This is a genomic window from Nostoc sp. CALU 1950, assembly GCF_051172895.1.
GTDB classification, from domain to species: Bacteria; Cyanobacteriota; Cyanobacteriia; order Cyanobacteriales; family Nostocaceae; genus Nostoc; species Nostoc edaphicum_A.
Genome location: NZ_JBDNJQ010000207.1, coordinates 1 through 13,213, shown reverse-complemented (window position 1 = coordinate 13,213; position 13,213 = coordinate 1). Strand labels below are relative to the sequence as shown.

Genomic DNA, 13,213 nt, shown 5'->3' with positions numbered 1-13,213 from the left:
TATACCGAGAGAGCTTTTTTACAACATTCCCGACTTTTCAAACATCCTCTTAGACTTAGTACTTCTTCATTACGTTTCTTAATTCTGGGATACTTACTCGTACCCCATGCCAAAATAATTAATTCAGCACGTTTTGTTGCTTTTTGAATATAGCAGTTATTTTTTTCCCCCACAGGGTCATCTACTTGGGGTTGGGAAAGTTCAGGAGGTTTTGTAGCAATATAAGCGAATAGATTAACCACTTCAATAGAACCATATTTATTCCAAGACTGGGCAAAGTTAATACATCTAGTGAGGGTAGGATCACCTTTATTCTCATCAGCCTTGCTTGGGTTAAGCATTACAAAAGTAACTTGCGGCAAAGTTGCATCCCATCTACACCATAGTGAGTACCGATACTTTCTCCTAATATCATCGTCAAACTTGACATCTCTTTCCATATCTATATATTTTTTTATTACCATGTGTTTTACCCTGAATTACTGTTGACTTATAAATCAATACAGTTCAGATAAGACCAAAACACTTGTAGAGACGGCGATTTATCGCGTCTCGAAAACCCACAATTTTGTACACTTAGCCCTTAACTGAACCGTATTGACTTATAAATAGTAGAAAACATTAAAACAGACACAACTGATGAGATTTTTTTATCTCTGAGTTTTGCAAAGCTTTTGATTTTTTACTCTGAGTCTTTGGATCATATTTTTTATACTGTTTTGATACATTATCTGATATTTCAGATGTTGTTTTTACCAGAAAATCTAGCTCCAAAGATAATTGCTGACAATTACTATTATTCAATACCTGCAAATTATTAATCTCTAATGCTGGCGATCTCTGTGCTAAAGTTTCTTGAATTTTATCGTTAATATGCCATTTGGGTGGATAAAAATAATCAATTGGTTGAGGTGTTGAAGTAAATTTGGCTTTTATCTTTTTGCGATTACTTTTCAATTCTGGAAATGCTGCTCGGCAGTATTTATCAGTTTCACAAAAAAGATTTTGACAGTCTATAGCCTGTAGTGGACGACCCCAGAGTGATTGAAAATTTAACCCCAAACGCTGAAACTCTTTCTCTTGGTTTTCAGTCATCCAATGAATAATATCAGTATATGTTTTACCATCTGTATCAATGAAACACTTGTCGATACCACGTTCGGCTCCTGGCCCTGCTATAGTAAAACTGTTTTCGTCAAAGTTGATAATTTCACTATAGTTAATATCTGTCGCTAATTGGTAAGCCATAAACTTACCTAGCAATGGATATTCTTGAATAATCTTAAAAACGTCTTCAAAACTTTTGGTTTTGACTATGCGTTTAACTACTCTATCTTGGACAACCATTTTATCAATTAATGCCAAATGATTCTGGTGTTTTTTATCATAACCAAACTCCTTGCTGGCACAGGACATATACGCACTTGTGTAAATGACATATCCAAGATTCATAGCCTCTTGTAATATATCTGAATATACATTTGAGTCGAAATTAGACAGTGAAATATAATCTCCTATTTTATTTTCTAAATATTCCCAAGTTTCTATTTTATTAAAGATTTTAAATAATAGAATCCGTAAAATTACTTCTTCTTCATTCTTGCTCCTATTTTCATCGTAAATTACGTTTTTGATCAGATATTGGGAAACGCGATCGCTTGCTCGATATGCATTACAAAATTTATAAGTATTAATAATCGGGTCACTCGTCCAGGGTGGTGGTACATTGTTAATTTTGTTGAAAAATACTTCCTGGCGCATAGTGGCAAATCGCCAATAGGTATCAAAAATTTCTTGTCTTACTTGCATACACTGTTCTCCTGGTTTGTCGTCATCATTTTCAAATCTATTTTTTATCCATGAGGCAAGATTATGCGACAACTGCCGCATAATCTTCGTATCCGATCGCAACAACTCTTTTTAGCTTTTATCCACTGAATAATGTGATTTTCATGAAATACCAGGATCATCAGCAGTTTTGATCTCTTTCAAAATTCGTTCTACTTGGTTAACTTTTTCACCTCTATTTTGTTCTTTGAAAATATTTAAAGCTTTTTCTAAAGAAGATAGCGCCTCATCTTTTTTATTTGTTTGCCACAATGCCAGTGCAAAATTAGTCAGCCCCTCGGCATAATTAGGATTAATGTCTAGAGCTTTTCTATATTCAGCAATGGCTTCTTCCCAGCGACTTTGGCTTGCATAAACCATACCGATCGCATTGTGAGCTAGAGCGTATTTTGGCTGGAGGCGAATGGCTTCTTGATAGGCGCTAATTGCTTCTTCTGGCTTCTTTTGGCGAAAAAGCACATTTCCTAGTTGAAAGTGTCCAAAGGTATCTTTTGGGAATTGTTTAATTAATTTGCGTAAATTTTCCTCCGCACCTGTCAAGTCTCCCTGATTCAACAAAGCATTGGCTTGTTGCAGGAGTTGCGATCGCTCTGATGGCCCTGTATCGGAAAACTGTGCTAGTTTTTGTGGTTGTCTCTGTGCATCCTGTTCTGGCGTATGCAAAGAAACTTTGCCCGGAACCGCTAACACTAATGGTGATAGACCAACTACAGTTATGATACTCAGCATCATGCCGCTAAAAAATTGAACAAATGCTGATTTGGGTTTGTGCTTCACCTTCATGGCCCTAAGTGCCTCAATAATGTTCTTATCTTTATGATAAATTGGCGTGTGTTAGCGCGTAATGCGTCACAAGACAGACCGGTAAGGGTCGCATATATAAATGAGAGCCAGAGCGAATAGAATTCGCGGCTACACAGGCAAAGTCCGCGGAGGCGGACTAAGAAAAAATTGAGGGTTTGAAACCCACGGAGGTGGGTTTTGTTTGTGTAGACGAGGTTTCTAACCGCCGTTTTAACTCTTCATGCGCCTTCCCGTAATTTATCCAACACACTTCTGTCTTCCAATGTCGAAGTATCTCCAGATACCTCTTGACCGGCAGCTAGATTCCGCAGCAAGCGCCGCATAATCTTACCCGATCGCGTTTTGGGCAAAGAGTCTGTAAAGCGGATTTCTCCCGGACGTGCGATCGCACCTATTTCTTTAACAACGTGCAGTTTGAGTTCTTTAATCAGTTCCTCACTTCCCTGATAAGTGCCTTCTAGAGTAACAAAAGCAACTACTTCTTCACCCTTAAGTTCATCAGGTTTACCCACTACCGCCGCTTCTGCAACCGCTGGATGAGAAACTAAGGCTGATTCTACTTCCATTGTACCGAGTCGGTGTCCTGATACATTCAGTACGTCATCCACACGACCCATTACCCAGAAATAACCGTCTTCATCTTGTCTCGCGCCATCACCAGCAAAGTAAGTATATTTACCATCTTGGGGTGGAATGTGTTCCCAATAGGTGCGGCGGAAGCGTTCTGGATCGCCGTAAACTGTCCGCATCATTCCTGGCCAAGGATGGCGGACTGCTAGATAACCGCCTTCGTTATTGGGTACAGTGTTTCCTTCCAAATCCACGACATCTGCGATAATTCCGGGGAAGGGAAGAGTCGCGGAACCGGGTTTGGTGGGAATTGCCCCTGGTAATGGTGTAATCATGATACCGCCAGTCTCCGTTTGCCACCAAGTATCAACGATTGGACAGCGATCGCCACCAATTACTCTGTGATACCACATCCAAGCTTCTGGGTTAATTGGTTCGCCGACGGTTCCCAGCAAACGCAACGAAGAGAGGTTTCGCGCATTCGGATGTTGTTCACCCATCTTAATAAATGCCCGAATTGCCGTAGGTGCAGTATAAAAAATATTAACGCCGTATTTTTCAATTACATCCCAGAAACAGCCAGGATTGGAAGCACGGGGCGCACCTTCATACATCACCGTGGTTGCACCGTTGGAAAGGGGGCCGTACACAATGTAGCTGTGTCCCGTAATCCAACCTACATCGGCAGTACACCAATATACATCTGTGTCTTGCAGGTCGAATATCCACTTGGTGGTGATATGGGTATACAGATTATAACCAGCAGTTGTATGGACTACACCCTTCGGTTTGCCCGTGCTGCCAGAAGTGTAGAGGACAAACAGCATATCTTCGCTGTCCATCGGTTCGGCTGGACAATCTGCTGATACTCCTTTTTGCAAATCATGCCACCAATGATCGCGTCCACCCAACTGCATATCAGTTTCTTGTCCAGTGCGTTTGACAACTAGGACATTTTCGACACTGGGAACAGCACCATCAGCTAAGGCTTTATCTACCTGTTCCTTGAGAGGAACGATCGCATCTTTGCGCCAACCACCATCAGCCGTAATTACCAGTTTAGCTGTGGCATCAATTAAGCGATCGCGCAAAGCTTCGGCACTAAAACCACCAAATACCACACTATGAGGTGCGCCAATTCTGGCACAGGCTAACATTGCGATCGCAGCTTCGGGAATCATCGGCATATAAATACCAACGCGATCGCCTTTTTGTACACCCAGTTGCTTCAATACATTAGCAAACTGGCAAACTTCCCGGTGCAGTTGGGAGTATGTGAGAGTACGCGAATCCCCTGGTTCTCCTTCCCAAATCAATGCTGCTTTATTTTTGCGCCAAGTAGTGAGATGTCTGTCAAGACAATTGTAAGAAATATTCATCTTACCGCCAACGAACCACTTAGCAAAAGGTGGCTGCCAGTCTAAGACTGTATCCCATTTTTGGAACCATTCTAATTCTGTTCCAGCCAAATCTGCCCAAAATTGCTGCGGATCAGCTTTGGCTTTGTCATAGAGGCGCTGATAGTCATCTAGGCTTTTGATATGGGCGTTTTGTGAGAATTTTGAGGCAGGATGAAAGAGACGGTTCTCTTGTAGGATTGATTCTATAGTTGGTTGAGACATGATTACGTTTACAAACGGTATTGTTACTGAAAACTATTTTTAGTTTAGTTGTGCTAGACGGTGTTTAGATTTTCGTTAAGCTAGGTAAAAATTGCCGAGTCATTTAGTTTACATTCATTTTCATCTACCGAAAGCAAGCGATTAAAAAATTTAAAGACGTTTTACAACCTATTTACCAGGATTGTTGCAATATTGTAAGTAGTCTTGACAAACAAAGGCTGAAATTATGACGCTTACCGTTGAAGCCAGCAGCTTATCTCTCAACGATGTTCATCGCTTTCTTAAACTAGAAAAGCTTTCAAATGCTTCATTTACAGACTTCTTAAGTCTAGAACCACTCTCTGAGTTTGAACAGCAGGATTTATTACGAATCAGAAACGACTTTGATCGTTATTTAAGCGCAGGTAAAATTTCTGAAGGGTTGGTTAAATTTTTAACGATCGCACCATTAATGCGGTTAGCTGGATTTTACGATGTGCCGATTCGGTTGACAATGGAAGATAGCATTGCGATCGCAGTTGAGGATGAAGACAGAAGAATTACCGGACGGATGGATATTTTAGCAATCAATAATCCTCAAAGTAATATTGCGCCGCCTTTTTGGGTTGTAGTAATTGAAACGAAAAATAGTGCAATAGAAGTGGGTGAGGGTTTACCTCAATTACTCACTTATGCTTTTAAAAGTTTAGATCAACAACCATCAGTATGGGGTTTAGTAACTAATGGACTGCGTTATCAATTTGTTTATTTAAGACATGAAAGCAGCCAATTTATCAGTTAATGCCACTATTAAATCTGAATGAATCTCCCGGTGCGATTGAGTTATTAAAAGTTCTCAAAGCCATCTGCAAGTTACCGAATTTTTAGTAAAATGAGCGTAGAATCGCGGGGCGATCGCTAATGTCTGAACCTGCTACTCTAGAAATCATCTCTGATAATATTTCAGAGGACGAAGTTATTTTTCCTCCTGGCGATATACTGAGTGACGAACCACCCTTAGAAAGTGACCTACACCGAGAACAAATTGATTTGCTGATTCGCATACTTAAATTATGGTGGCGAGAAAGGCAAGATTTCTATGCTTCTGGCAATTTGACGATTTACTACAGCTTTAACCAGAAAAAATCAGAACATTTCCGCGGCCCAGACTTTTTTGTAGTTTTGGGAACCGAGAAAAAAGACCGTAAAAGTTGGGTAGTTTGGCAAGAAGACGGCAAATATCCCAACCTGATTGTGGAAATTTTGTCAAGTTCAACGACAGCCGTTGATAAAGGTTTAAAAAAACAAGTTTATCAAGATACCTTCCGTACACCAGATTATTTCTGGTTTGACCCTGTAACAATGGAACTTCAGGGATTTCATTTAGTTGATGGTAAGTATCAAGAAATCCAAGTAACCACTGATGGACGTTTGTGGAGTCAGCAGTTAGAACTTTATTTGGGAGTTTATGAAGGTAAATTAAGATTCTTCACTACTGAAAATCATTTGATACTATCATCAGAGGAATTGGCTGAACAAGAACGTTTACGTGCTGACCAGGCAGAAAGACGCGCCCAACAGGCAGAGCAAGAAATTGCTCGACTACGGGAGGTTTTACGTACACAGGGCATCGACTCAGAGAATATTTAATGACATCAGAAAATTAACTAAGGACATTTTCAAGTTAAGATTTAATTATCAGTGTGTAAAAAAAGCGTTATCTTCTGAAAGTAGGGCATCGTTTGCAAGCAAAAGAGATTAAGGATAAGCTAAAGTCCCTTATCGAGCAAGCCTCCTCGATAGATCATAATTTAGCGAAAAAATTAGATGAAATCAATCGTTGGGTAAAGAATATCAAGCCAGGTTCCCTGACTGCAAAACCCTTTGTCATTGCCTTTCTCTTAGAGGTGATTACGGATTCTACCATTTGGCTGATCATCAAATCCTTACCTTTGGAAGAACAAAAAGCAAAGTTAGAGCAAATGACGCCCATTGAGAGATATTGGTATGGTTATCTCTTTCCTAGATGGATTAATGCAAGTGACTCCAAGTTTTATATTTGGAAACAAAAATTGATGGCAGGCGAATTTAATCAGGTTGATGATGATATCATTAAATCAATAGCCCAAGATGTTGTAAGTCGAGAAGGTAGTTTTTGGCAGCGTTATATCGCCGACCTATCGATGGCAACAGACCTAATTGTAAGTAGTCGTAACAATCAACCACTGTGCATTCAAGTAACTAGTGTATCTGAAGAACTTAATTACCCAAAGTACCAAGCTTGGCAAAATACACTGCGATCGTGGGAAATAGAAAGAGGACTGTTCTTAAGTTACAATCCCAAGGACGCTAATTTTGTCAACCAGTTAGTCAACGTGGCCCTGTATAACAGTGATTACCTTTCTGGTGGCAAATATTTAAAATTTTCGTGAAACTTCTGGAATTCTATACTCAAGGTTTGTGTTCTAGCCTATATACTTACGTGCTAATTATGGCTTTTATGGCTAACAAAAGAGAAACTCACTGCAACAATCAAGTAGATACATTTGCTGAAGCTTTAGAAACAGCGCGACAAATGCAGCAGAACTGGCTAACTTACGGGGTTGATTTTGTCAATTTTTACGTTGAAGATGTAGATGGAGACTGGCTAGAAACGTGGGGACATGACGAAATATTAGGTAATTTTCAATTAGATACTATTAAAGAATTTTTGGTAAGTAGTGATGCTGTAGCTGTTAGGGTAAGAGAGCATTTAGGAGAGCGATCGCTGTTTGATTTCGCAGTAAACTTAGAAGAATCTTGGAGAATTTCTGAAGTAGATGACAGGTTATCTGCTGTAAGAAATCTGTTAGCTGGTGAAGGAAATAGTATTGATACTGATGATATCAGGTTCTTGGATTTAGCAAATACTCTGGTGGTAAAGTTGGCAGAGATTTTGTGAAATTTTTAGTTGAGTAGTAGTAAATTCAATTGCCCTTAAAGTATTGAATTCGCAATGGTAATGTTGAGCTACTAAAAGATAATAGTAGCGATCGCATGATTTTATCTAATTTTTACTATAAGACAGCATTTAGGAGAGCGATCGCTGTTTGATTTTACAGTAAAAACCTCACCCTGTCCTATCAGACATCCCTCTCGTTAATAAGGCTACGGTGTACAGACAAGTCGGAGTGGTCTGTCAAGGAATAATTGACGAGTACATTCTTTGTAGAGACGGCGATTTATCGCGTCTCTCTAACGTGTCAGTTTTTTAGACGCGATAAATCGCGTCTCTACATGAGGGGTTTCTGGCTTATCTCAAGCGTATTGGGATAAAGCTGGTGACTTGTTTGTGTGTGTACTTATTCAGGTTTTTGGTTACGTTAACACAGTAACAGCAATAACACACTCTACATTTTTTCAACGCCCAAAGAGTGGTTTGGTATCAAAAACTACTTTTATCAAAATAGATTTACCAATAAAAGTTAAATAAAAGTTCCCATTTTGGGAATTATAGACCTATTGAAGCTCAGGCAAGTAGGTCAAAAGTATTGATTAATGAAACTGCAAAAATATTGTACCCCTCGGTGGAAAAATTGGTTAACGAAATTGTGGCGGTTAACCACGCTTGGAAAGTGGCTAGTGAATTATTTGGAGAAGATTCACCCCTATCTATTTCTTCACGGGATTTAAAAACCTGTTTGCAAGTGCGTTTGTTACGAAGCTATGCACCAGAACAGGTTTATTTAATTGAGGATAAAAAATCAGAAGGTGAACCACTTTACAGCTTACGTCTCCGAGAACCTATAGGAGAACGCCTATATGCAGAACATCTCCCAATGCGGATAGCTCAAGAAGTTTTTGCGGATAAAGAATTAGAGAAATTCAAAAAGATATAACTAAGAGAAACAAGAGGGGTGCAGTGTGGAAATAGTAAAAGTTTGGGACATTATTTGGGATAACGAACCTTTTCATTGGGCAACTGCTTTTGTCTTAATAGCCGCAATTATTGTCGAGCTTTGCACACTATTTCAATATTGGCGCTCAGAGTGTGGCACAACTGGAGCCTCTATTAAATTTTTGAGTAATTTGAAAAATGGTAAAAATGTAAAGCTTTCAAACGAAGTTCGCCAATGGTTAAAAGATCATTTAGGAACTGATGACTCTAGTAGATTCAGACAAAAAGATGGTAATTTCATACTTATAAAGTATCCATCTGTCTTAGCCCACCCCATACCTCGTAGTTCCCTACGCTTCGTGACAACCTTGTGTACTGCCATTGGCGTTTTAGGAACCTTTTATGGTATACAACAGGGACTCCAAGGAATCAATTTATCTACAGAAGATACCAAAGAACTGATGACTGCCAGTAAAGGGCTACTGGTAGGAATGAAAACAGCTTTCTCCACTTCTCTGATGGGGCTTGGTTCTGGTAGCTTGTTTACTTTAGTTTTGTTTGGGTGTGATTCGCTAAGGCAGAAACGGCGCGATAGTTTACGTCAGAAGTTGAAGGCGATTGCAAATTTGAAAACGGCAGAGAACGACAACCGTGAAGTAGCTGAAGCACTTAGTCTTGTAGCAAAAAACTTGACCGGACTAAAGCAGCTAAATGCAGAAGGCATTGGTCAAGCTGTAGGTAGGAGTATTGCAGAACAATTCGCAGGTTTAAATCAGTTGTCAGCCCAAGCTATAGGTCAAGCTGTAGGTCAGCAGATTAAGCCAGCCTTGGAAGCAATGTTCAAAGAACAGAAAAAACTTCGAGAAATTCAAGAAAATCAGGGACAGAGAGTTTTAGAAGAACTCATCAAAGATTTGCGAATTCAGGTACTCGAACCCATTGCAGATCGGTTAGATAAAAGTGCAGAGTTAACCCAACAAGCTTCCACCGCAGTGTTGACCCTGCATAGAGAATTGGGTGGTATATCTCAAAGTTTGGCAAGTTCCATCTTGACAATTCAGAACTTTCAAAAAGAAACTCTGGTCGAACTCCAAGGATTTGCTAAGAATTTGGGAGACACTCTCAATCAATTTCAAACAGATACAAGAGGTGTTTTACAACTAACAGCCGACGAAATTAATAGAGCCGTAAACCAAAGTATCCAGGGAATGACAGCCCAGCGAAGCGCTTTTGAAACAAGTGCAGTGCAAGCTGCTGCTACCTTCCGAGGAATTCGAGAGGAACTTCAAACAGCGCTACAAGAACGCGCAACAGTAGAACAGCAGATGCTTCAAGGATTTGCTAACAATATGGGGCAAACTTTGAGTCAATTCCAAACTGAAACTACGGGAGTTATACAACAAACATCTCACGAAATTAATCGAGCGGTAGTTCAGAGTATCGAAGGAATGACAGCCCAGCGAAGTGCTTTTGAAGCCAGTGCAGTACAAGCTGCTGCTACCTTCCGGGGAATTCGAGAGGAACTTCAAACAGCACTACAAGAACGCGCAACAGTAGAACAGCAGATGCTTCAAGCTACTAAGACTGGAATTATCCAAATTCTCACCCAAGCAAATAAAACCTTTCATGAGCAAACTAATACTCTACAAACAGTGGGTAATCAAGCTTCTGGATTGATGAATGATGCAAAAGATAATCTTCTGGCTACTTTAGGAAATATCGACGCAACACTCACAGCAACTCGCCATACAGTAGAAGATGATTTGACAAGATTTAGGGAAGAATATCAAACAAATTTACAGACATTCTTTCAACAACAAAACAACTTACTTGAGGGGACTCTAGGCAAACAAAGAGATGGATTATCGGGGATTGTGAATAATCTTGATAAAGTCTTCCGAGAAGAATCTCAAAGACGTAGTGAATTGACTCAAGAGGTAGACAAAAGTATGACTAAAATTCAAACATCTGTCGAGCAAATTAACAAATTAGTTAGTGCGGCTGGATTAAATGATGCACAACGACTAATTCAACTAGAAAAGCTTGCAAGCGGAATTGGTCAGCAAGTGCAAATAGTAGATAATTCATACATAAGTTTGAATAAAACATTTCACAATAGTCTTGAGTCTTGGCAGAGTCACCTTGAAAGTTCTATGCAAAGAACTGTTGACTTACAGGAAAGCTTTTTCCAACAAGCAGATACTTCTATGGCTAGAGTTTGCGGAGGTTTACTAGAGACAGCAAAAGTTCTAGTTGCTGCACATGATAACCGCCAATTTGGTAATAGTGGAAGCAATCATGGATGATTTTATCAGAGGTAAAATTGATGCAGAGATTATAGAGGATGATGACTCTAGTATCTATCTGTCTATTGGCGATCTGATGTCTGGTTTACTAATGTTTTTTGCTTTGCTATTTATTACTGCACTACTCCAGCTTGCACAAAAGGATGTACCAAAACGGGTAGTAATTGGTAATGTTGTCGGTCAGATGAAAAGCAACAATATCAATGTCAAAGTTAACCCGGAAACTGGGGATGTCAGTATCCAAGAATCAATTCTTTTTGCTAAGGGAAGTACAGAACTTAAACCAGAAGGTAAAGCCTTTTTACGCAGCTTTATTCCTGTTTACAGTGGGGTTATTTTCTCAAAACCAGAATTTGAGCAGGAAATTAGCCGCGTAGTTATAGAAGGTCATACTAGCTCAGATGGAGACGATAAAACTAATCTACAACTAAGCTTGTTGCGATCATCATCAGTTTACAACTACATTTTTTATGATATGAATTTCTCTACCAAAGCACCTTTAAGCCAGAAAATATTGGCTGCTGGTCGTGGAGAAATTGAATCTGACAAAAAACGTGATAATCCAGGCGATCGCAAAGTAGTTTTCCGCTTTCAATTTCGCAGTGATGAGTTAAAAAAAGATATCGTAAAAACCTCTCTCTAAAGGAGCTACAACTTTGAATTCTCAGCTTTTTATTCCTTCTCTACCTGAAACTCCCAAGTGTAGTCCTAATCAACTTATTCAGCTTGCAAGTAACTTACCAGATGCAACAATATCAATACCAAGTGTTGATAAAATATTGGAAGCTATTGAACAGGGTAAAGCTGATCAAGTAAGTAAGTTAGACTGGGTTTATTGCATTCATGCTAAAGCACAGTGGGATCAGCAAAATCTTGACCGATCTAGGAAAACATCAGCAGCCATTTGGAAGGTAGCAATTTATAACTCATGGCTACAACATCAGCTATTGTGGCGTTTAGCTATTTATTATAGTGGTCATCAAGAACAGGTGTTAGCACAGTCTTTAGCTGAATCTTTTGATATATTTGCTAATTCTGATTTAGTTAGTCACCTGCTACCAGTTCAAATTATTTGTGCGCTTCGTAGTACACAAGCTGGTAGAGAATTAGCAAAAATTGCTTGTGAACAGCGTATTAATCGAACTGAATTTCTAAACAAAATCCGAGAATGTTTACCTGTTTGGATTCCATTATTTAGCAAATTTATAGAAGACATAATCCCCTACTTTACTACAATTCGCTCTCCAAGTCAGCAGCAAGTAAGATGGTTGTTAAGTTGTTTGGATGAAATGCCAGAGAGTCAGCAAATAAAAGCTGTTAATCATTTGCTAACTAATGTTTCCAATGATATAGCAAGCAATAATTCTTTACTGGTTGATTGGTTGCGAAATAACTATAGAAATGGTGAAAATTGGTATAAACTTTCAGATCCAGCAAGACAAAGACTTAGAGAGTGGATTGGAGGTATCAATTATGGTGATTTCCAAAAGTTAGTAAATCTCATATTGAACAAGCTGGATTTAGAAAACTTCGAGTCAAATCGGCTATGTAGTCGCAGGGATTTTTGGGCTAATTACAGTAACCGCTTTGAACGGCTTCGTATCTTGTTACCCAAGACATCACAAATTGCCATAGGGTATGAAATCCAAGGTGATGTTGATCTATTAGAGGATGATGGTAGCGACCCAACAGAGGTTTGTATATTTGATTTTGGTGAGTGGTTTGTAGTCGAATTCTTTCGTGGAAGAGGTAGTGAGACGCGCCTGTTTCCGAAAAATTCCAGAAATGAGCAAATCCTTTTTGGTGAATCCACGCTTTCAGTCAAGCGGATTCGTTGTCTGGGTGGCGATAAGCACGATCATGAATTTCTTTGGCAATTCTTTTGCCGCCAATGGCTTGCAAATAAGGGAATTAACCCAAATCCAGGTACTGAACCTTACAGAAACCCGACAGCAGATCAATTACAACAGCGAGAAAACAGGCTTGGGCGGTGGAAAAGAGAAATTGAATATCTGGAACGGCAACATCGAGTCTATGTGTGATGTTAGAAATTTTATAGAGACTACTGATGCACAATAATGGTGTCTCGATTTATTTCAATATAGGAATGCTGCTTAAACAATTCAACTACAGATTGGAAGTTAGCTATAAATAGGGCTTGCTGAAAAAAAAGAGAAGGTTACAGTCTCTAGATTCTCAGACCAAAG

At 39.4% G+C, this 13,213-nt stretch carries 11 protein-coding genes and 1 pseudogene; 8 read left to right on the top strand and 4 right to left on the bottom strand.

All coding sequences use genetic code 11. The features are described from left to right. From ABF638_RS33705 to acs, 4 genes are all read right to left on the bottom strand, one after another. The coding region (locus ABF638_RS33705) for a DUF1643 domain-containing protein (protein WP_435027157.1) at positions 1-464 on the bottom strand (464 nt) is incomplete at its 3' end. Positions 465-621: 157 nt separating this feature from the next. Next, positions 622-1,809, bottom strand: a complete 1,188-nt coding sequence (locus ABF638_RS33700; protein WP_435027156.1) for a nucleotide kinase domain-containing protein — start codon at positions 1,807-1,809, stop codon at positions 622-624. Between the two features lie 141 nt (positions 1,810-1,950). Next, positions 1,951-2,631, bottom strand: a complete 681-nt coding sequence (locus ABF638_RS33695; protein ID WP_435027155.1) for a tetratricopeptide repeat protein — start codon at positions 2,629-2,631, stop codon at positions 1,951-1,953. 239 nt (positions 2,632-2,870) lie between these two features. Beyond that, positions 2,871-4,844: an acetate--CoA ligase gene (gene acs, locus ABF638_RS33690; RefSeq protein ID WP_435027154.1), complete on the bottom strand. Its 1,974-nt coding sequence runs from the start codon at positions 4,842-4,844 to the stop codon at positions 2,871-2,873. Positions 4,845-5,070: 226 nt separating this feature from the next. Between acs and ABF638_RS33685 the strand changes: the two are divergent. From ABF638_RS33685 to ABF638_RS33650, 8 genes and pseudogenes are all read left to right on the top strand, one after another. Beyond that, a pseudogene (locus ABF638_RS33685) lies at positions 5,071-5,711 on the top strand (restriction endonuclease subunit R). Between the two features lie 33 nt (positions 5,712-5,744). Then, on the top strand, positions 5,745-6,473 hold the full coding sequence (locus tag ABF638_RS33680) for a Uma2 family endonuclease (protein WP_435027153.1): 729 nt from the start codon (positions 5,745-5,747) through the stop codon (positions 6,471-6,473). 92 nt (positions 6,474-6,565) lie between these two features. Further along, the gene (locus ABF638_RS33675; protein WP_435027152.1) at positions 6,566-7,255 is read left to right on the top strand and encodes a hypothetical protein; all 690 of its coding nucleotides are present in this window, start codon (positions 6,566-6,568) and stop codon (positions 7,253-7,255) included. Between the two features lie 68 nt (positions 7,256-7,323). Beyond that, entirely contained in the window at positions 7,324-7,764 is a 441-nt protein-coding gene (locus ABF638_RS33670) for a hypothetical protein (RefSeq protein ID WP_435027151.1), read from the top strand. Between the two features lie 625 nt (positions 7,765-8,389). Then, positions 8,390-8,701 (top strand): hypothetical protein, encoded by a 312-nt coding sequence (locus tag ABF638_RS33665; protein WP_435027158.1) that lies wholly within the window; start codon positions 8,390-8,392, stop codon positions 8,699-8,701. A gap of 25 nt (positions 8,702-8,726) precedes the next feature. Next, positions 8,727-11,006, top strand: coding sequence for a hypothetical protein (locus tag ABF638_RS33660; protein WP_435027150.1), 2,280 nt, complete (start codon positions 8,727-8,729; stop codon positions 11,004-11,006). Continuing rightward, positions 10,999-11,649: an OmpA family protein gene (locus ABF638_RS33655; protein ID WP_435027149.1), complete on the top strand. Its 651-nt coding sequence runs from the start codon at positions 10,999-11,001 to the stop codon at positions 11,647-11,649. The genes ABF638_RS33660 and ABF638_RS33655 overlap by 8 nt, the downstream gene beginning before the upstream one ends. A 13-nt stretch (positions 11,650-11,662) precedes the next feature. Next, positions 11,663-13,048, top strand: coding sequence for an EH signature domain-containing protein (locus tag ABF638_RS33650; protein ID WP_435027147.1), 1,386 nt, complete (start codon positions 11,663-11,665; stop codon positions 13,046-13,048). Positions 13,049-13,213 lie beyond the last annotated feature (165 nt).

Bases quoted from the DNA above. Each gene is read 5' to 3' on its own strand.
- ABF638_RS33670 (WP_435027151.1), top strand. From the start codon at position 7,324: ATGGCTAACAAAAGAGAAACTCACTGCAACAATCAAGTAGATACATTT.
- acs (WP_435027154.1), bottom strand. From the start codon at position 4,844: ATGTCTCAACCAACTATAGAATCAATCCTACAAGAGAACCGTCTCTTT.
- ABF638_RS33700 (WP_435027156.1), bottom strand. From the start codon at position 1,809: ATGCAAGTAAGACAAGAAATTTTTGATACCTATTGGCGATTTGCCACT.
- ABF638_RS33655 (WP_435027149.1), top strand. From the start codon at position 10,999: ATGGATGATTTTATCAGAGGTAAAATTGATGCAGAGATTATAGAGGAT.
- ABF638_RS33695 (WP_435027155.1), bottom strand. From the start codon at position 2,631: ATGAAGGTGAAGCACAAACCCAAATCAGCATTTGTTCAATTTTTTAGC.
- ABF638_RS33680 (WP_435027153.1), top strand. From the start codon at position 5,745: ATGTCTGAACCTGCTACTCTAGAAATCATCTCTGATAATATTTCAGAG.